We start from the raw sequence: 20,382 nt of genomic DNA, 5'->3' as shown, positions 1-20,382 counted from the left end.
TGTCAGTCCAGACGCGCCTGGGGCGAAATCTGCCGTGAGTCCGTACGCAGTTCAATTAATGCAGGAACGCCCGCTTGCTGGGCACGCTGGAAGGCAGCGGGGAAATCCTCGGTTCGTTCAACCAATTCGCCATAAGCCCCAAAGGCCTTGGCCAAGTTGACGAAGTCCGGGTTGACCAGGTCGGTCGCTGAGACTCGGCCTGGATATTCGCGTTCCTGATGCATACGGATGGTCCCAAGCATACCGTTGTTGACCACAATCACCACCAGTGGCGCGCCAAATTGTACGGCGGTGGCCAATTCCTGGGGGTACATCATGAAACAACCGTCGCCAGCGAAGCACACTACAGTGCGCTCCGGATGTTGCAGTTTTGCGGCAATCGCAGCCGGAAAACCGTAGCCCATGGCACCGTTGGTAGGCGCCAGTTCCGTGCCGGGCCGACGATAACGGTAAAAACGGTGAACCCATACGGTGTAGTTACCGGCACCGTTGCTGATCACTGCATCATCCGGCAGCACGTCGTTCAGATGAGCGATCACTTGCGCCATGTCCACACCCACCAGTTGCGGGTGCGGCGGCAGCGGCGTTGAGTGCTGCACATAGTCGGCGCGTGCTGCTTCGGTCCAGGCTTTCCACGGTTGCTCCGTCAGCGGTGTCAGCTGTTCCAAGGCATGGGCAAAGCCACGCAACGAAGACAAGATCGGCAAGCGTGCCTGATATACCCGGCCCAACTCTTGCGGATCAGGATGCACATGGACCATCGGCTGGGTTGGCACCGGACTTTGGATCAGGGTATAGCCGTTGGAGACGGTTTCGCTGAGCCGCGAGCCGATTACCAGCAGCAGATCGCTGGTCTTCAAACGCTCAGCAAGTTTGGGCGACACCCCCAGGCCGAGCATGCCAACGTAATGCGGATCGCGGTTATCGAACAAGTCCTGACGGCGAAACGAAGCTGCGACCGGCAAGTTGTTGGCGGTCACAAAGCGCTTTATGGCCTGGAGCGCCTCATCGTCCCAGGCAGTGCCGCCCACTATCACCAACGGCTGCCTGGCCGTTGCCAACAATCCCCGCAACTCATCCAAGGCTGCCGGGTCCGGCACCCCATGGGCAATCCGTACCGGCGGCGCATCGACACACAATCCGCTGCCGAACAACACCTCCTCCGGCAAGCCAATCACCACCGGCCCCGGACGTCCGGAAAGCGCGATGCTGAACGCCTTAGCGACGATTTCCGGAATACGTTCGAGACTGTCGATCTCGGTGACCCATTTCGCCAGACCACCGAACATCTGCCGGTAATCGACTTCCTGAAAAGCCTCCCGGCCCTTGAAGCTGCTTTCGACCTGACCGATGAACAAAATCATCGGCGTCGAATCCTGTTTGGCCGTGTGCACGCCGTTGCTGGCATGGGTGGCGCCAGGACCGCGGGTCACGAAGCAAATCCCCGGCTGGCCGGTCAACTTGCCATAGGCGTCAGCCATGTTCGAGGCGGCGCCTTCGTGACGAGTAACGATGGTTCGAATCGCTTGGGCATCGTGCAGGGCATCGAGTACCGGCAAGTAGCTTTCGCCAGGAACGCAGTAAACGGTATCCACCGCGTTACGCAATAAGGCTTCAACGAGGATCTGTCCACCGTTGCGTGGTTGAGTGACTTCAGACATGAACTTCAAGCTCCTTGTTACGGGTTTCAGGCAAGACCAACGCGACCGCAAACACCAACAGGTATGAACAGGCCGCCCAAATACCAATGGATACCGCGAGGCCAATCGAGCCGCTGGTCATGCCGACGCCAGCCGGAACCAATGCACCCACGCCCCGACCAAAATTGTAGGAAAAACCACCGGCAGTGCCGCGAACTTGTGTAGGAAACAGCTCGGTAAAACACGCGCCCATGCCGGAAACGATACCCGACTGGAACAGGCCAAGTGGAAAGCCCAACAGCAGCAACACGCTCATGGGCAGGTGGAATTGGGTATAGGCCAGGACGGTCAAGGTTGCACCGGCGGCGGACCAGGCGAAGGTCTTGCGCCGACCAATGCCATCGCTCAGATACGCCATGCCGACGTAACCGCAGAACGAACCGAAAATATTCACTGCCAAGTACAACGAGGTCATGCTTACGGTCAGCCCTTGGGTTTCACGCAAGTAGGTGACCAGCCAGGTCAGGATCGTGTAGTTGCCGCCCAGCGCACCCGCTGCCATCAGCGAGGCCATGACCGTCATGGGCAAAATCGAGGGCGAGAAGATCAACCCGAAGGTTTTCAGCGGGCTGGTTTTGACCCGGTATTTGGCCGCGGCTTCAAAAGCTTCGGACTCGCTGATGTTGCGGCGCATCCATACCACCAACAGACCGGGCAAAATTCCGAGCAAAAAAAGCACGCGCCAGGCTTCTGTTTCCGGCAGCAGGCTGAAAGTGACCCAGTAAGCCAGCGCCGCCAGGGCATAGCCCACCGGCCAGCCGGCTTGTACCGAACCCACCGCACGGCCACGGATGTGCTTGTCCACCACTTCGCCGATCAACACCGCGCCGGCCGCCCACTCGCCGCCAAACCCCAGGCCTTGCAGGCTGCGGGTCAATAGCAGTTGATGGAACGAATCGGTGAACGCCGACAGTCCAGTGAACACAGAGAACCAAAGGATCGCCAGTTTCAATACTTTGACCCGACCGATACGGTCGGCCAGCACACCGGCAATCACCCCACCGATAGCCGATGAGATCAACGCCGAAGTGCCTATGATGCCAGCCTCGCCTTTGGTCATGCCCCACACCCCAAGCAACGTAGGGATGACAAAGGCAAAGAGTTGAACATCCATTGCGTCGAGCGCCCATCCGAGGAAACACGCCCAGAAGGTGCGACGCTGGTTAGGCGCCATGCTGTGATACCAGGACTGCATAGGGTTTTTCTCCATTACGCGACTGCGCTTGTTATTTTTTATAAGTCAGGAATACGCCATATCGCCAGGGCGGCTGAATCGAGTATGTGAGAAAGCACCGCTGCGCCGAAGGGCGTGGACCGCATAGCAGCTAGGGTGGAAATGCGGGGGGCAATCGCCCCATCGATGAATTTATGCATACGCACCGCGTCTGACCGAGGTGTTGCTGACTATCAGGTCGCCCTCATGGCCGCTGATGTCGATGTGCACGCCGGAGCCATTACGCTTGCCGCCTTCGATATGGACCAAGAAACGTTCTGCAGGTCCGAACACCAGAAACAGGAATGGCCGCACTCCACTCGAACGCAACCTCAGAGCTGAACTACCCTGAAAGCACTAATGTCACTGGAGACGCCATGATCATCCGAACGTTGCGCTTTATCGGGTTGCTGCTGGTGGTGGCCGTTGTTCTTTATTTATTGATCTGCTGCCTGCTGTGGGTGTTTCAGCGTTCGTTAATCTATCTCCCCCAGCCGCGGGCGGTGGGCGGCGCGTCCACGGTAGTGGAGCTGGCGCGACCTGACGCAAAAATAATGGTTTCGGTACGGCCCCACACAGGGCCCAACGCAATGATTTATCTAGGGGGTAACGCCGAAGATGTTTCGCTGAACTTGTTGCCGTTTTCACAGGCATTTCCCGAGCAGGCGCTGTACCTGATGCACTACCGTGGTTTCGGTGGCAGCACGGGGTCACCCTCCGAAGCGCTCATCACCGCCGACGCCGAAGCCTTGTTTGATACGGTTTACAAGGAGCATAGCCACGTGACCGTGGTCGGCAGAAGCTTGGGCACCGGCGTCGCCATCCACCTCGTCAGCGAGCGACCCGCCGCACGCCTGGTGTTGATAACGCCCTATAACAGCCTGCTACAAATCGGGATCGCGAGGATGCCGCTGTTCCCAGTGAAATGGATGTTGCGCGATACCTACGAGTCGTGGCGCTACGCCCCGCTGATCAATGTGCCCACGCTTTTTATTGCGGCACAAAACGACAAGATCATCCCCCGCGCCAGCACCGAAGAGCTTCTATCCCATTTCAAAAGTGGAATCGCGACAATGAAAATCATCCCCGACAGCGGCCATAACACCCTCTCCGACAGCCCGCTGTATTTGAAAATGCTAGGGGATGGGTTGTGATTTCCCACCCCCAGTCCAACGCCACACCGAGACCTGCGGATTTATAAGGTATTCAGTCAGCCAACCCCAACAGAAAATCCTGCACATACGGCACGACTGACATCCCCGCGTGGGCGGTGTTGGGTACGATGTCTTGCTGCACGCGGATACCGTGGGCCTGGAGGTTGCGCGCCAGTGTGGCGTTGCGTTCGACCCGAGTACGCCCTGAGTCATTGATGCCCTCCATGTACTGCACCGATCCGGGTTCGTAATGGATTTCCCAGGTTTCCAGATCAGCCGCCCCCACTAGCAACTGCACGTCGACCTCGCGCAAGGCTGCCACGTTCAGGCTTTTGCCGAACTGTGCTTCGATGCCGCCGGTGCCAACCCACCAATCGCGGCCTTCGTCGATCAGCGTCACTGAACCAGGAGCGCCGATGGACACTGAGCGCAGACGTTCCGGGTGCAGATAGTAGAAGCGGTTAGCGAAATGACCGCCGCCTGAATAACCAAACAACGAAAATTTATCGAACCGCGCATTCAACGCCTGGCCGACTTCCTCGACCATGGCCAGCAGTACCTCGTCGTAGCGAATGTCGCCTTCCTTCAGGTATTTGAAACCGTGGGGATTGCCATCGCCCAGCGGCCCTACCGGAAACAGCGGCGCCAGAATCACATAGCGGTTGAAACGGCCGAACTCAGCGAAAGCATCACGGTACTCGACCATGGTCCGGCCAGTGCCGTGCACTGCAACCAGCAGGCGATGGTCTTCCGGTGCTTCATCGAAGGTCTGCGGCACATACAGGCAGTACGCGAAACGCGGGTCCTTGCGGCAGGAAAAAATTGTCGTGCTGCCGCGGTAGTACAGCTTGCGATGCCGCGCTGCAGGAGTGTCTTCAGGGATGGCCAACATCGTTAAACCTCGTTGATATTTGTGCCATTATTGGCAGCCGTCGTTGGCGAGGGGTCATGCATTGCCGACGCCTCTCGCTGGATATGATTTCGCCCCTTCCGGGCTTTGTGAGTGCTTGCGTTGAAGAAAACCGTTACCGAACGCAGCCAACTGGTCCTGCTGATGTCCAAAGACATTAACGCTGGCATCCTCGCGGCTGGCAGCTGGCTCAAACAGATCGACCTGGAGCAGCGTTACGGCTACTCGCGGCTCGATGTCCGGCGAGCACTGGACCAACTGGTGCTCAAACACATGGTCGAGCACATCCCCAATCGTGGGTACTACGTGCACACCCCGGACCTGGCCCAGGTCTCGGACGCACGGGAAATCCGCGTCGCCCTTGAGTGCGCGGCGGTCAACCAAATGGTGATCCAGCCCGAGCACTTGCAGGCACTGGAACTCAGCGCCCAGCGCTTCCACACCCTGGTGCAGGAAGGCACGCTGCTGGAACGCTATAACGCCAATCTGGACTTCCATCGCTCGCTCTATGACCTGTGCAGCAATCGTCTATTGGTGGAATTCATTGAAGAAATGCGCAGCCGCCCGCCTTCGTCACCCGGCGGAACCTGGCGCACCCACCTGCGCGCCGAGCAGTCCAGTCGCGAACATTTCCAAATGGTGGAAGCGCTGCGCAACGACGACCGTGATCGACTCAAGCAACTGATCGCCGCCCATATCCGCCAGATCCCGCTATCGAACTGAGCTTACGGCTTGACGCTGACGCCCCACAGCCGTGGCTTCTGACCAATCCACGCGTTGTAGCCGTCGACGTTTTTGTTCAGAGCCATGATGTCCAGGCCGTTGTACATAACGATCATCGGCACTTGATCGATAAAGCGCGCATGCAACTGGTCGAACAGCGCCTGACGCTTGTTCACGTCGCCTTCTTTCAGCGACTGCGCCAACAGTTCCATGGCTTCAGGGTCTTCCCAGGCTTTGCGCGGTTCTTTGTCCTTGTTGCCAGTCACCTGTTCGAAACTCAGCGCAGGGTCAAAACGCGCCGAATAGGTGAACGACATGGCCTGATAACGCCCACTTTGGTAGCGCTCAAGCTGAGTGCCCCACTCCATGACTTCCACCTGCACGTTCATGCCCACCGCCTGCAACATGGCTTGGGTAATGATTGCCAAGTCATAACTCGGCACCATGGAGCGGCGGTTGGCGACGATGGTCAGCGGCTGGCCGTGATAACCGGCCTGTTGCAGCAGTTGCGCGGCTTTTTCCGGGTCGTAGTTGAAGCCGGCCTGCTCTTTGGCGCTGTAATAATTCGAGGCGACGCTGATGATCGAGTTATTAGCGACTCCAAAGCCGTTACTGGTGGTGGCCACCAGTTGTTTGATATCAATGGCGGCGGCAATCGCCTGACGAATGCGCTTGTCCTTGAGCAGCGAATCGCGGGTCTGGAACATCAGCACATTCATGGTGGCGCTGGGGGCTGTGGACACCTTGAGGTTGGCGTGGCTCTTGATTTCCGGAAGGTCGGTCTCGGTCACTTCGGCCATGTCCAGATCGCCGGAAAATAACGCCGCCTTGACCGTGGCCTGATCGGGAATGATCACAAAGCGCACTTCATCGGTCAGCGCCTGCTTGCCGCCGGTGTAGCCATCACGCGGACCGGGCAATGATTGATAGTTGGCGAACCTGGTGAGGCTGATGTACTGCCCGCGTTTCCACTCGCCCAGTTGATAGGGGCCAGTGCCGATGGGTTTGACGAGTTCGCCCTGGGCATTCACGGAGGCCTTGTTCAGCACGGCGGTGCCACCGCAATCGGTACGCGCCAGGGTGGCGAGAAACATGCCGCTGGGCTTGTCCAGGCGCATGATCACGGTGTGGGCGTCTGGTGCCGTGACCTCACTGACCTTGGTCAAACCACTGCCATCGAATTCCGGCAAGCAACGCCACTGGGTCTTGGGGTCCATGTCACGGTTCCAGCTCCACAGCACGTCGGCCGAGGTCAGCGGTTCACCGTTATGGAAGGTCACGCCCTGACGCAACGTAAACGTGTAGGTCAGGCCGTCCGCCGAGACAACGACCTTTTCCGCCAGCAGCGGCTTGACTTCGCCCTTTTCGCCATAGGCCATCAGGCCCTCGACCATGTGCAGCAGCACCTGGTCAGTGCGATCGTCGCGGTTGACCCCAGGATCAAGGCTGCGAATGTCTGAATTTAGCGCCAGGCGTATCGCCTGGGCCTGGGCAACGCCCGTGCCGATCATGGCCACCAGACCAAGGGCCAAGGCGTTCTTCAAAGAGCGTTTCATCAGCGATTCCTTATCAAGCCAAGAGACATCCGCGCCGTCACGGGTACGACGGCATCCAAATAGTTCACGATCCGACACTGCTGCGCAGTTGATAACCGCCATCGGCCAGGCGTTGCAGTGGGTTAGCGGCCGTCAGCAGGCGTCGGGTAAAAGCGTGTTGCGGGTGATCGAACACCTCAGCGGTGGTGCCGACTTCGACGATTCGACCGTGTTGCATGACCGCGACCCGATGGGCAATGCGCTCCACCGCCGCCAAGTCATGGGAAATGAACAGGCAGGCAAAGCCGTACTGCCCCTGCAGGCGTTCGAACAACTCAAGAATCTGTTTCTGAATGGTCATATCGAGGGCGGAAATCGGCTCGTCGGCGATCACCAGTTTCGGGTGACGAATCAACGCACGGCCGATGGCAACCCGTTGCCGTTGTCCGCCAGAAAGCTGGTGAGGGAAGCGCTGGGCGAACATCTCGTCCAGGCCAACATCCTTCAGGATGATACGGACCCGTTCGGCCCGTTCAGCACGGTTCAAGCCCGGCACATGGCGCAACGGTTCGACGAGAATGTCGGCAATACGCGCGCGTGGGTCCAGGGACGATACCGGGTCCTGAAAGATCATTTGGCATTGCAAACGGTGCTCGCGGTTGCCGCTTTTGAGGATGTCCACGCCGTCGAAAAAGATCTCGCCCGCCGACGGTTTGATCAGGCCGACCACCGAACGCCCCAGGGTGGTTTTGCCCGAACCGCTGCCGCCCACCAGCGCCACGGTTTCGCCAGCGGCGATGTGCAAATTCACCCCATCGACGGCGCGCTTGCCGACGCTGCGGGTGAAAAAACGCTGGCGACCGGGGTAGTCGATGGTCACATTGCGCATGTCGACCAATGGCGCCGCTTGAGAGGCTGGCGCCAGGTGCCCGCGAGTCGGCAATGCGTCGAGCAACTGCCGGGTGTAATCGGCCTTTGGCCCGAGCAGAATCTGCCGCGTCGGGCCGCTTTCCACGGCCTTGCCATGGCGCATGACTACCACTTTATGGGCATGGCGGACCACCAACGACAAGTCATGGCTGATGAACAGCACCGCCGTGCCCTGCTCCCGGGTCAGTTCAAGCATCAACGCGATGACATCGGCCTGGGCCAGCGTGTCGAGGGCGGTGGTCGGCTCGTCGGCAATTAACAAGGCCGGACGCAACAGCATCACCGAGGCCAACATGATGCGCTGCCGCATGCCACCGGAAAACTCATGGGGAAACGCGCCCAGGCAGCGTTCAGGATCGTCGATACCAATGCGCCGGAGCATTTCCAGCGAACGGCTGCGGATGGTTTTCTCATCCTGATCAGTGTGCAGACGCAAGCCTTCGGCCATCTGTTGACCGATGGTCAGCGTCGGGTTCAGCGAAACCATGGGTTCCTGAAACACCATGCCTATTTTCGCCCCGCGAATGCTGCGCAGTTGCTCGTAGGGCAAGCTGCACAAATCGACATCGCCGAACCACAGCTGACCGGCCGCCACCCGCATCGGCGGTGGCAGCAAACCGATGACGGCGCGGGCAACCATGGTCTTGCCACTGCCGGACTCACCGACCAGGGCGACGATTTCGCCGGGGGCCATGTCAAAGCTCAAGTGATCCACGGCCAACGGGCCTTCGCCACCGACTTGGATGCACAGGTCGGTGACGCGCAACAGCGGCTTGACGGTATCCATTAGCGGGTCATCCGGGGGTCGAGTCGATCACGCAGCGCGTCACCGAACAGGTTGATGCCGATCAGCGCAATGGCGATCATCAGGCCAGGAAAGAATCCCAACCACGGCGCAGTCACCAGATGCGGGCGACTGGAGGCGAGCATGTTGCCCCAGGTCGCGGCGGGCGGCGGAACGCCAAGGCCAAGAAAGCTTAAGGCGCTTTCCGAGAGAATCGCCCAGCCAAACATACTGGTGGCGAGCACGATGAGCGGCGCCACGCAATTGGGCGCGATGTGCTTCCACATGGTGTACAGCTCGGAATTGCCGATCACCCGCGACGCTTCGATGAATTCACGCTCGCGCAGGGACAACACGGTGCTGCGCACCACCCGCACCACGGTGGGAATGTAGGCGATGCCCAGCGCCAGGACGATGCCGTACTGGCTGGCGCCAACAATCGCCAGCAAGCCGAGGGCCAGAAGCATGCCGGGAAACGCCAGCAGCGCATCATTGACCATCATCAACAGGCGGTCGGTCCAACCCCGCAGGTAGCCGGCGAGCAGACCGAACACGGTGCCAACGCTGATGGCCAGGGACACGGTCAACAGGCTGATCCACAAACTGGTGCGCGCCCCGATAATGATGCGACTGAACGCGTCACGGCCGAATTCGTCGGTGCCCAGCACGTGGGGCCAGGACGGCGCCATAAAACGGTGAGCCAGGTCCAGCCGCAGCGGGTCATAGGGCGTCCAGAAAATACCGGTGACCGCCATCAGCACCAGGATCAACACCAGCACACCGCCGATCAAGGCATTGAAAGAAGGCAGACGCCGGGGTCGGCGGACCACGGCGATGGTCGGCAACGGAGCGATTTCACTCAGGGTTTTCATACGTTCACCCGGGGATCGAACAACGGATACATCAAGTCCACGAACAGGTTGACCAGCACGTAAACGAAGGTGATAAGCAGCAGGCTGCCCTGGAGCACGGGATAGTCCCGGGCGTAAATCGAGTCGACCATCAGCCGGCCGATACCGGGGATGGTGAACACGGTTTCGATCACTGCAATGCCGCCCAGCAAGTTGCCGAGGATCAGCCCGATCAAGGTCCAGGTCGGAGCAAAGGCATTGCGCAGGGTGTGACGCCAGAGCACCGCTCGTTCAGTCAGCCCCTTGGCCCGTGCATGGGCGATGTACTCCAGGCGCAGCACTTCAATGGTGCTGGCCCGGGCCATGCGAATGATCACCCCGCTCTCATGCAACACCAGGGTGGCGATGGGCAGCACCACGTAAGCCAACGCTTTGCCGAAATCCTCGCCGAACGGCACGTAACCCACCACCGGCAACCAACCCAGTTCGAGTCCAAAGGCATAGAGCAACAGCAGGCCCATCCAGAATCCCGGTACTGACAATAACAGCGTTGCCGCCGTAACCAGGCCCAGGTCCAGCAGCGTGTCCTGCTTCCAGGCGGCAAGCATGCCCAGCGGCACAGCGATCAGTGCCGCCAGCAGCACCGCACTGAGGACGATGGTCAGGCTAACGCTGAAGCGCTCCAGCACCAGTGGCAACACCGCTTGCCCGCTGGTAATGGAGTGACCCAAATCGCCGGAAAACAGCGCCTTGAGCCAAATCAGGTACTGCATGACCAACGGCTGGTCCAGACCCAGCGTTTGACGCAACCGCGCCAGGCTGGCGGGATCGGCCATGTCGCCCAGCATCAACAGTGCCGGATCGCCGGGGATCATACGAATCATGGCAAACACGGCGATGGAGATCAGCAACAGCGTCGGCACCGCCATGGCCAGGCGTTGAGCAATCAAACGGAGCATGGGTATCCCTCAATGATGGTGCGCAGTCCGCGACCTGAACGGACCACGCTTACCACACGGCGTATCGGGCGTAATCGGATTCCATGTCTAACTGGTACTGACCGAACTCCTGGTTGATGGCCGGCAGTGGCGCAATTTCCATGAAACCCATGGCTGGGCGCATCAAAATCATCGCCACGGTGGCCGACAGATTGTCCTCGCCACTGGAGCTGGGACGCGGTGGCCGACAGACCGCGAACGGCGTACCGAAGCTGTCGAAGAAGGCATTTTTCATGTGTTCCAGGGTCAGGCTGCCATGGCGCTGCTTGAGCAGTTGCTCGACGCGTATGTCGCGGTAAAAGCTTTCCGGCGCGCCGCCAATCCCGGTATTTTTCAATTTGACTTGAGCCACCGGGCTGCGCCAGTGGTTGGCATGCACCAGCAGGCCGTCGACTTCAAACAACGGAAATACTTCATCCGGCGCGCACTCAAAATTGATGGCAAAACCACCGGCATGACTCAGCATCATGTTGTTGGAGCCGGACTTGGGGGTGACTGCCACGGTTTTCATCGCCAGGGCAAAATGATTGGCTTCCAGGGCCTTGCGGCGGATGAGCGGCAACGGCACGCCGAGGGTCTGGTAGTCGCGGTCGGACTCGAGGTTATTGCCGGTGATCGCGGTGCCAATGGAATTGAGCCCTGCCCGCGCCAAGCCACCGGCCTCGGTAAAGGTCAGGACATCCGGGCCGTCTTCACGACGAATGCGCAGCACGATGCCGGTCTCGGCGCATTCCATTCGCCAGTCCCAATTCTGGCCATGTAGCAATTCGTTATTCTTGGTCGCGCCGGGCAACACAATTGCGCCGGTGCAGCCGTCCAGCTCCGGTCGATCATGTTGATTGCGTCGACCCAGATGGATGATTTCCGTGCGCGCATTGATCAGCACGATGGCTTCGAAATCATGACCTGAACCTTGAGCGATTCCGCGCATTTCTTCCAGATACTGCGGCTCAAACGCCTCGATATTGGGCACGAACTGATTGACCAGACGCCGGATCCCCGCCCAGTCATATCCCATATCGAGCAACTGCTGGCTGTAGATTTCGATGCTGCGGGCGATGATCTGCGGGCAGGCTTTGCCGTATTGCACGCCTCGCTCAAAAGGAGCACCGCTGATGTCGATACACGGGAACAGACGACTCATGTCACCACCTCAATGTGTTTGGCTAGAACCAAGAGCAAGTTGTGAGCCAATTTCATAAAAACCCATACAATATTGGCGCCAATTTCAATACCTCACTGATTTCCCCAGACGGAATGCCTGAATCCGGTGCGCAAGGTGGGTACATGCTTCACAGACGTGCAGAACGGTGACAGTGGCCGATTGCCTCGAGCCCAAGAGCGGGCTTGCTCGCCAGCCAATGCAATTCCTTCAGCTGCAATGCACAACATTGGGGGGGTGGCCCCCGTTTTCGGGGCTCACGATGCTAGAAAAAATAATCCGGAAACAAAATGATGAAATAAAATCTTTACAAGCGAATGATAACGATTATCATCGGAACACGTTTACATCATGGAACGAGATCAGTGATTAGGAAATCAGCTGTTTTAACCCGCCTTGAAAGCGGCGAATCGGTTTACGGGTTACTTAATTCCGTGCCCTCTCCCCTCTTGTGCGAAATGATCGCTTTGGCCGGTTATGATTTCGTCATCCTCGACATGGAGCACTTACTGCGCAATGACGATGACTTGATGCATAGCCTTCGTGCTTGCGAGTCGGCAGGCATTTCGGCTTGGCTGCGAATTCCTGAAGTCGATGCCAAACTGATCGGTCGTGCTCTGGATGCCGGCGTCGAGGCCATAGTGCTACCCCGGGTCGAGAGCGCCAGCGAAGTGACCCGAGCGCTCGACGCTGCGTATTTCCCGCCAAGGGGAAAACGAGGCATTAGCGGCGGACGTATGACCGGTTTCGGTCGCATCCCGTTACCGGACTACATTGAACTTGCCAACCAGCAAAGCCCGATCGTACCAATGATCGAAACGGCCGCAGGGCTGCGCGCGTTGCCGCAAATGCTAGCGCTGCCTGGAGTCGGGATGGTGCTTGAGGGGGCGCTCGACCTGGCCCTTGACCTGCGATTGGGCCCCGACCCCCTGCACCCGGACGTTTGGCTCGCCCTCCAGTCAATGGCCGACATCTGCGCCACCGCGAACGTCCCGTTTTGTGCCAATCCACGCACCTTCGAACAGCAGGCCTTCTGGCGCAAACGGGGGATCCGAAGCTTTCTGGCCGGAGAAGACCGAGGCCTCCTGCATTACGCATTAAAAGACCGCCTCAGCAGCCTCCAATCCCCTAACTGAATTAAACGAAGCCCTCATGAAAACAACAAACAGCCGGTTTGCGTTCCCCCTCGCCCTGATTTCCTTGAGCGTGTGCCAAATAGCATTCGCAGATGAGCAAAATAACGACGTTTCCCTGGCCCCTATCACCATTAAAGGTGATGTACTCGGCACCGCCAGCGATCCTGAAGTCCGTACCTATTCCGGTAGCCGAAGCGTCATTGACTCGGCCGATTTGAGAAAAGGCAGCGTGCGGGGTATCGACGACGCACTGCAACGTGTTCCCGGCATCAAGGTTTTTGATGAAACCGGCACCGGCGCCCTGCCGCAGATTTCTGTCCGGGGTTTGTATGAGAGCCGTAGCGGACGTATCCAGGCCCTGTCGGACGGTATCCCGCTGGCCTTGGCGCCTTACGGTCAGACTGGCCTGTCCCTGTTCCCGATGACCCTGGCAACCATTGATCGAGTGGACATCGTGCGCGGCGGTGCAGCCGTACAGTACGGACCGAACAACGTCGGCGGGGTTATTAATTTCATCAGCGCGCCGATTCCTCATGCGCTACAAACCACGATTTCCGAACGCACCACGTTTGCCCCGGGCGGACGTCAGTTATTCGACACCTACTTGGGCACGGGGGGTTACCTGACGGAGAATTTCGGGCTGCAACTGGACCTCAATACCATCAACGGCGAATACGGTCGCGAACACTCCGATACTGATATTCAAAACTACCGCCTGCGCGGGCAGTGGAACATCGATGAAAACCATGACTTCAGTTTCGGCGTACAACATTACAAAGCTGACATGGACCTCGCCGGCGCATTGAGCGTCAAGGACTATAAGGACGACCCTCGTCAGTCAACCCGCCCGCTGGACCGTTTCGAAGGCGATACCGATCGGGTCTGGGGTACGTATACGCAGCAACTGGGAGCCATGGGTCCGTTCGACTCGGTGCAATTGAGTTGGACCAACTTCGCCCACAATAGCTACCGCAACTTCGTCGTCGGCTTGCCCTTCACCCCGGACGCAACGGCCGTCACCAAGCAAGATGGCCCACGGGACTTTAAGGTCTGGGGCACCGAGCCGCGCTTAAGCATGAGCATTGACGGCGACACTGTCGGACAAACCTGGCTGCTGGGCGCGCGCTATGTCAGCGAGGACATCGACTACCGAGTCGATCGTCAGGCCCTCAACACCGGCGTGACCAGTGTGTTCCGGGACTGGAAATTCAATGACGAAGCAAAAGCGGCTTACCTGAGCAACGCCATCAGCTTGTTCGATCGTCGCCTGACCATCACGCCAGGCATCCGCTACGAAAATGCGCGGATGGACTATAGCGACAGTGTTACCGGATTCACCCACAGCAACCTGGCAAAAGAATGGCTGCCGGGGCTGACCGTGGGTTTCCAGGCGACCGATGACTGGTTCGTATATGCCAATGCCCAGCGCTCATTGCGCCCGCCGCAAGTCACGCAGATCGTCAAGGAAGGCGCCGTAGGTGCGGAGATCGCCTGGAACTATGAAACCGGGGTGCGCTACACGCCGTGGAAGGGCCTGCGGGTGGACGTTGGCCTGTACCGTATCGATTTCGACGACCAGATCGAATACAACGCCACCACCGACCGCTACGTAAACCTTGGCAGCACCCGCCATCAAGGGATCGAAACAGAACTGTTCTGGACCCCCGCTGCGTTGCCCAATGTGGACCTGCATGCGAGCTATGCGTACCTGGATGCGAAGCAGCGAACAGGTAGCTACAGAGGTAACGAAGTACCGTTCGCGTCGAAGAACCAGTTCAATGCCGAAGCGCGTTATCGCTTCGCCGAACACTGGACTTACAGCCTCGACGGCCTTTATGTCAGCAGCGCCTTCACCGATGCCGCTAACAGCGGCGCCGAAGACGCCGCCGCCACGGTCGGTAAACTGCCCTCTTACGTTGTTTTCAATACCGCACTGGAACGTGAATTCAAGCTGGACGACAAAAGCGTCCTGACCGCCTCAGCCGGCATCAGCAATCTTTTCAATCGCGAATACTACTTCCGCGGCATCGATACCAGCCCTTGGGGCCGGCAGCCAGCCCCGGAACGCGCCCTTACGCTCGGCGCAAATTACCGCTTCTAAACGCGCAGTTGCGCCCCTGTAAACCAGTCGCCCAACCCATCGGGACGGGTGACTGCTGCCCCCGGGAAACTCATCACCATGCAACGTCCACTCGTCTTTCTCAGCCATGTTCCACATGCGGCGATTACCGAGGGCTTCTTGCCAGCCGCCCACAAACGCGGGTTCCCAGTGGTGCTGATCACCGATCATGCCCAAGAACATAGACGTCTGCTGGCTGCCTCCGATGCCCCTGCAGAGCAATTGAAGATTCTCGAATGTGACGTGTTCAATCCACTGGCGGTAATCGAGTTGATCAACGCCCATGGCCTTAGTCCGATTGGCGTATTTTCCAACAGCGATCACCTACAGACCTCTACCGCGTTGGTCGCCAAAACCTTTAACGTCCCGGGTAAAGACTGGCTGATGTGTCACAGGGCAAAAAACAAAGCCGCCATGCGCGAACACATGCGTGATCTGGGTTTGCCGGGGCCATGGTTTCAAGTCCTGACAGCAGGCAACACTGTACCGGGCGACGCACCTTTCCCACTGGTGGTAAAGCCCACACAGGGCGTGGCCAGCCTCGACGTCCGCTTATGCCAAAATGCCGATGAACTTAACGACTACTGCACTCATTTCTGGCAGCAGCAGCCTGGTCGAGCACTGTTGCTTGAAGCGTACATGGAAGGTCCGCTGTTCACCCTTGAAACCCTAGGCGACCAGCAGCGCTTTCAGGCAGTCGGTGGCTTTGACGTGACCCTCTCGCCCCCGCCCTATTTTGTCGAATTATCGGCACGCTGGAAGGGTCCACTGAGTCGCGCCCACAGGGCAAACGCTCTGGCGCAGGTCCGCGCTTTCGGTGTTCAGTTCGGGGTTTGCCACAGCGAGTTTATTCTCACCGCAGACGGACCGATGTTGGTGGAAATCAATTACCGCAGCATCGGCGATGGCCGGGAATTCTTGCTCGATCGTCTGTTACCCCAGGGCTGGTTCGACCGCATCCTCGGCCTGCACCTGGGTGAGAGTTTGCCTGCTGCCGTACCAGACCAAGCCGAGGCCTTGGTTCACTACGTGGTGGCTGATGCACCTGGACGCCTACAGCAAGTCCCCGCCAGCTTTAGCCATCAACGGGACACCCACTGGTGCGATTACCGCGCCCTGCGCGAAGCGGGCGACGACGTCCATCTCAGCCACTCGAATAAAGATTACCTGGGCGTACTGCGCCTGATTTCACCGGATGCCGCAGGCCTGGAAGCCCGTTTCGCTGCCACCCTGGCCGACCTTCGCTGGGTGATGGCATGAGCGAACTAGCCCTTGATTCCGATCGAGCAGTCATTACGCGGCGCATCATCGACTGTTGCCTGAGGGAAGATATCCGGGGGCTGTTGACTCAAGGTGTAGTCCGAAACTTGCCAGCAGACCTGCTCGGCCTATGGCCAAAGACAGGTAGTCCCCATTGGCTGCATATAACCCATTTGAGCAACCAGGAGCTTTGGCTTCCGGTGCATCGAAGCACGCCGCTACAGGCGTGGAGTGCCTCAAGTCACGCCTGGATTTGCCGTCAAGGTGAGCAGTCAGTTTTGCAGCAGAGCTACGGCCCCTGGCTCGAATACCTGAGTAATGGTCTGGACGCTGACAGCCTGGCGCTATTCGCTGCTTATATAGAGGAAGCAGATTGCGCAGTACAGCATCAACGTCTCTGCCAAATAGCCTATGGAGAACGCGCCGCGACCCTGGTCGGCATTCTCGGCAACCCGTCCTGGGCAAAGCGCCTGATCGGTATCGACCAGTTGGCAAGTTACCTTGACCACCCTTACTACCCTACCGCAAGGGCAAAAAGCGGCTTTGATCAAGCTGCACTTGAACGTTATGCGCCGGAATACGCGCCACGCTTCAAGCTCAACTGGCTGGCGGTACCGAAAACAGCGATTACTGTCAGCAGTCCTGCGCCCAAACATTGGCCCAGCTTTATAGAACTGGGTTTGAAGCAAAACCTGGAAAACAGCCATACCTTGATGCCGGTGCACCCGCTGACATGGCCAGAGCTGGAAAAATACGGCCTCCCCCAGGGTTCTATCATGGCACCGCTAAGCGCGATGGAGGTTGAGCCAACATTATCGGTGCGTACGGTGATGTGCGTCGAACGACCCCATTGGCATATTAAGTTGCCGTTGCTCATCACAACCCTCGGGGCGCGTAATTTGCGACTGATCAAGTCCAGCACCTTATACGACGGCTATTGGTTTCAACTTACGCTGCAGGCCATATCGCAACGTGATTCTCAATTACGCCAGCGTTACCTGCACGTCGATGAAGAACACGGCGGTCATGTCGATGAAAACCGTCACCTGGCTTATATAGCCCGCCACTACCCTGGAGAGTTGGAGACGGCGACTCTAGTCCCGGTCGCCGCATTGGCCAGCCCACTGGCGGACGGCCGACTTTTTATTGAATTACTTCTGGAACAGTATTATTCGGGCTCATTGTGGCACTGGCTTGAAGACTACCTGGACCTATTGCTAAACGTGCATTTGCGCCTATGGCTGGTGTACGGAATTGCCTTGGAAGCCAATCAGCAAAACGCCGTGCTCGTTTTCGACACCGGGCGTCCCCTGCGTTTGTTAATGAAAGACAACGACGCCGCGCGGCTTTGGCCGAAGCGCTTCTCGGCTGCATGCCCGGACATGGCGGACAGACCCGCAGCTTTACATGACGAACGCATTCGGGTCGATGGCTCCCAGGCACTGGCCGAGATGTTTTGTACGATCACCTTGCAGCTAAACATTGTCGCCGTGCTTGAAGCGATAATTAGCGCGGAGCTGGCGCCACGTCATGACCTTTACCAGACGTTGCGCCTACGCTTGACCCACTGCCTTGAACAACTGGAGCGCGAAGGCATTGAATGCTCGGAAGCCCGACGCTTCTTGCTGGAAAGCCCGACATTACCGGTGAAATACCTGCTCAGCGCCGGCAGCCTGTTCAGCAAGGCGCACTCCGGCGCCCGAGACATCAATAAGTTTTATGGTTATAGCGCGGCCAACTTCTTGCTGGAGGGAAGCTTATGCGCCGCAGACTAATTGGCAGCGTTCTGCTGGGGCACTACTTATCGGCATTCACGGCGCTAGGTATTCCCTTATATCTGCCGCGAATTCTCGCTGATTTAGCACCCAATATCCCGGGATGGAGCATTGGTGTGTTGTTTGTACTGCCGACGCTGTGCACCGCTCTGGCTGCGCCACTGTGGGGGCGATGGGCGGACCGAAAAGGCTGTCGATTGTCGCTGTTACGGGCCCACGGGGGATTATTTGTTGGATTTTTACTGGCTGGTTTCAGTACCAACCTGACGATGTTCGTGCTGGCACTGATCATTCAGGGCACGTTCGGTGGCGCGATGGCGGCGTCAAACGCTTACCTGTCCACCCAATTCAGAAATGGAGACCTGTCACGGGCCCTGAACTGGACCCAGTATTCTGCACGCCTGGCAATGATCAGCGGCCCCATTCTATTAGGACTGTTCACCTCGCAGGGATTAGGCCTGGAACTGTATCGATACCTTGCCTGGTTGCCGCTATTGGCCTTCGTCATGATTCTGCCACTGCCCGCCGACACACCCTCCCCGCGAAACCAAGGGACAAAAACCGATGACCCGCTCAGTCAGTTACCGATAGACCTGCCGCGCCTGTTGACGGTGCAGTTCTTGTTCAGCTTTGCCATGGTGGTGACCTTTCCTTATTTCGTCCCCTATGGCGAAACATTAGGCATTGGCAACGACGCCTTGATCGGCTTGCTTTATAGCCTGCCCCATCTGGTTTACCTGTTCGCCCTACCGTGGGCTCAACGGCACGGTTCCAATCTGCTGCTGCACGGATTGGGATTATTGGCCATCAGTAATGGGCTGCAGTTCTGGAGCACCCAGGCAGAACCGCTGTTTGCCCTGCGCTTGCTCAGCGGCATTGGCATGTTGCTATGTTTCGTCGGCTTACACCGTTGCGTAAGTCAACGCAGCCGCCAAGGCAGTGCCGGGCGGCTGTTCGGTTGGTTCGACGCCAGCGGAAAATGGGCCGGCACGGCGGCCGGCGTTACGGCCGGACTGGTCAGCCAGACGTGCGGGATCGCATCACCTTTCCTCGTTGCTTGCCTGGCCGCCATTGCAGCAATGGCTGTCGCACGCCCTCTTCTTGTTAACCCGCGAGAGATTCCAGCATGACACTTGCTTTGACTAACGCTTCATTGCATGAACGCGCGCTTGATGGCGAAGCGGAACGCCACGCTATCGAATGTCTACTCAACTGTTACTTGCGCGAGTACGCATTGCCTGGCAAACAGGCAGACCTCGACTATCGCGCCCAAGATCTTCCAATGGGCCTGCGTCAACTAGAACACGGGCAATGCATCAGCATTCAGTTACCCAGCGGGCGATTGGCAGTGCGGGTCGACCGAGCCAGCGCCCTGGGCCGCTGTCACTTCGTCAGCGCGCCGTATTTCAAGGGCAACGCACACGGTTGGCACCCGTTGACCGCCACCGAACTGGCGCGTTTGCTGTGCGTCCCGTTGAGCGAGCCGGAACGCGTCGCAGAGATGCTTCAGCAGGTTGATAACAGCCTTCAGACTACCCGCACTTTCCTTCGCCATTCCTCCCGGCATCAGCCTCAATCCGCAGACAGCCTGTTGATGTCGGAACAACATCAGATATGGGGTCATGCGCTGCATCCAACGCCGAAAAGTCGCGAAGGCATCTCGCAACAAGCACTGCTTGCGTGCTCACCGGAAGTGGGCGCGTGCTTCGAACTTCACTGGTTTCGCGTTGACCCTACGCTGATCCACTATCAGGGCGAAGATCCACGCCGCACCCTGCAACAGATGTGCGGTGGCAGAAAAGATGTGTACCCATGCCATCCATGGCAGGTCGAGCGCATCCTTGCCAACCCACTGGTTCTGCAAGCCCGGGACCTGGGGCTGCTGGAGTACCTTGGGCCGCAGGGCCTGGCGCTGTATCCCACGTCATCGGTGCGCACGCTTTACCATCCGGATCTGCCCTATTTTCTCAAGTTCTCGATGCATGTCCGGCTCACTAACTGCGTGCGCAAGAACGCTTGGTACGAACTGGACAGCGCCGTGGCCTTAACCCGATTGCTGGCACCGGTCATGATTGAACTCGCCGAGACGCTGCCGGACTTTTTACTAATGGCAGAACCCGCCGCCAGCACCT

The 20,382-nt window shown here is 58.5% G+C and carries 16 protein-coding genes; 8 read left to right on the top strand and 8 right to left on the bottom strand.

What is annotated here, in order from left to right:
• Nucleotides 1-2: 2 nt before the first annotated feature.
• Both JWR17_RS19610 and JWR17_RS19605 read right to left on the bottom strand, forming a co-directional pair.
• Nucleotides 3-1,661 (bottom strand): thiamine pyrophosphate-binding protein, encoded by a 1,659-nt coding sequence (locus JWR17_RS19610; RefSeq protein WP_299833942.1) that lies wholly within the window; start codon nucleotides 1,659-1,661, stop codon nucleotides 3-5.
• Nucleotides 1,654-2,895, bottom strand: coding sequence for an MFS transporter (locus JWR17_RS19605; protein ID WP_299833939.1), 1,242 nt, complete (start codon nucleotides 2,893-2,895; stop codon nucleotides 1,654-1,656). The genes JWR17_RS19610 and JWR17_RS19605 overlap by 8 nt, the downstream gene beginning before the upstream one ends.
• A 395-nt stretch (nucleotides 2,896-3,290) precedes the next feature.
• Between JWR17_RS19605 and JWR17_RS19600 the strand changes: the two genes are divergently transcribed.
• Entirely contained in the window at nucleotides 3,291-4,067 is a 777-nt protein-coding gene (locus JWR17_RS19600) for an alpha/beta hydrolase (RefSeq protein WP_299833937.1), read from the top strand.
• A gap of 52 nt (nucleotides 4,068-4,119) precedes the next feature.
• Here JWR17_RS19600 and JWR17_RS19595 read toward each other — a convergent pair whose 3' ends face one another.
• On the bottom strand, nucleotides 4,120-4,959 hold the full coding sequence (locus JWR17_RS19595) for an alpha/beta hydrolase (RefSeq protein ID WP_299833935.1): 840 nt from the start codon (nucleotides 4,957-4,959) through the stop codon (nucleotides 4,120-4,122).
• Nucleotides 4,960-5,070: 111 nt separating this feature from the next.
• Between JWR17_RS19595 and JWR17_RS19590 the strand changes: the two genes are divergently transcribed.
• A complete protein-coding gene (locus JWR17_RS19590; protein WP_299833933.1) occupies nucleotides 5,071-5,700 on the top strand; it encodes a GntR family transcriptional regulator in 630 nt (209 codons plus the stop codon).
• Nucleotides 5,701-5,702: 2 nt separating this feature from the next.
• Here JWR17_RS19590 and JWR17_RS19585 read toward each other — a convergent pair whose 3' ends face one another.
• The 5 genes from JWR17_RS19585 to JWR17_RS19565 all read right to left on the bottom strand — a co-directional run bounded on the left by JWR17_RS19585 (nucleotide 5,703) and on the right by JWR17_RS19565 (nucleotide 11,942).
• Nucleotides 5,703-7,256 carry an ABC transporter substrate-binding protein gene (locus JWR17_RS19585; protein ID WP_299833930.1) on the bottom strand — a complete coding sequence of 518 codons (1,554 nt, stop codon included), beginning with the start codon at nucleotides 7,254-7,256 and terminating at the stop codon, nucleotides 5,703-5,705.
• A gap of 64 nt (nucleotides 7,257-7,320) precedes the next feature.
• Entirely contained in the window at nucleotides 7,321-8,952 is a 1,632-nt protein-coding gene (locus tag JWR17_RS19580) for an ABC transporter ATP-binding protein (RefSeq protein WP_299833928.1), read from the bottom strand.
• The gene (locus JWR17_RS19575; RefSeq protein ID WP_299833925.1) at nucleotides 8,952-9,821 is read right to left on the bottom strand and encodes an ABC transporter permease; all 870 of its coding nucleotides are present in this window, start codon (nucleotides 9,819-9,821) and stop codon (nucleotides 8,952-8,954) included. Before JWR17_RS19575 ends, JWR17_RS19580 begins: the two co-directional genes overlap by 1 nt.
• The gene (locus JWR17_RS19570; RefSeq protein ID WP_299833922.1) at nucleotides 9,818-10,759 is read right to left on the bottom strand and encodes an ABC transporter permease; all 942 of its coding nucleotides are present in this window, start codon (nucleotides 10,757-10,759) and stop codon (nucleotides 9,818-9,820) included. The genes JWR17_RS19575 and JWR17_RS19570 overlap by 4 nt, the downstream gene beginning before the upstream one ends.
• Before the next feature lie 49 nt (nucleotides 10,760-10,808).
• A complete protein-coding gene (locus JWR17_RS19565) occupies nucleotides 10,809-11,942 on the bottom strand; it encodes a C45 family peptidase (protein ID WP_299833920.1) in 1,134 nt (377 codons plus the stop codon).
• A 452-nt stretch (nucleotides 11,943-12,394) separates the two neighbouring features.
• On the opposite strand from JWR17_RS19565, the gene JWR17_RS19560 reads away from it, so the two are divergent.
• From JWR17_RS19560 to JWR17_RS19535, 6 genes are all read left to right on the top strand, one after another.
• A complete protein-coding gene (locus tag JWR17_RS19560; RefSeq protein ID WP_299833918.1) occupies nucleotides 12,395-13,096 on the top strand; it encodes an aldolase/citrate lyase family protein in 702 nt (233 codons plus the stop codon).
• A 16-nt stretch (nucleotides 13,097-13,112) separates the two neighbouring features.
• Nucleotides 13,113-15,197, top strand: a complete 2,085-nt coding sequence (locus tag JWR17_RS19555; RefSeq protein WP_299833916.1) for a TonB-dependent siderophore receptor — start codon at nucleotides 13,113-13,115, stop codon at nucleotides 15,195-15,197.
• A 78-nt stretch (nucleotides 15,198-15,275) separates the two neighbouring features.
• Nucleotides 15,276-16,475 (top strand): siderophore biosynthesis protein PvsA, encoded by a 1,200-nt coding sequence (locus tag JWR17_RS19550; protein WP_299833914.1) that lies wholly within the window; start codon nucleotides 15,276-15,278, stop codon nucleotides 16,473-16,475.
• The gene (locus tag JWR17_RS19545; protein WP_299833913.1) at nucleotides 16,472-18,250 is read left to right on the top strand and encodes an IucA/IucC family protein; all 1,779 of its coding nucleotides are present in this window, start codon (nucleotides 16,472-16,474) and stop codon (nucleotides 18,248-18,250) included. The genes JWR17_RS19550 and JWR17_RS19545 overlap by 4 nt, the downstream gene beginning before the upstream one ends.
• Nucleotides 18,235-19,380 (top strand): MFS transporter, encoded by a 1,146-nt coding sequence (locus tag JWR17_RS19540; protein ID WP_299833911.1) that lies wholly within the window; start codon nucleotides 18,235-18,237, stop codon nucleotides 19,378-19,380. Before JWR17_RS19545 ends, JWR17_RS19540 begins: the two co-directional genes overlap by 16 nt.
• Nucleotides 19,377-20,382: IucA/IucC family protein (locus tag JWR17_RS19535; RefSeq protein WP_299833909.1), on the top strand; the 1,006-nt coding region annotated here is incomplete at its 3' end. The genes JWR17_RS19540 and JWR17_RS19535, both read left to right, overlap by 4 nt.

This window comes from Pseudomonas sp. (assembly GCF_028293835.1).
Classification (GTDB): Bacteria; Pseudomonadota; Gammaproteobacteria; order Pseudomonadales; family Pseudomonadaceae; genus Aquipseudomonas.
This window is presented reverse-complemented; position numbering and strand designations above follow the sequence as displayed.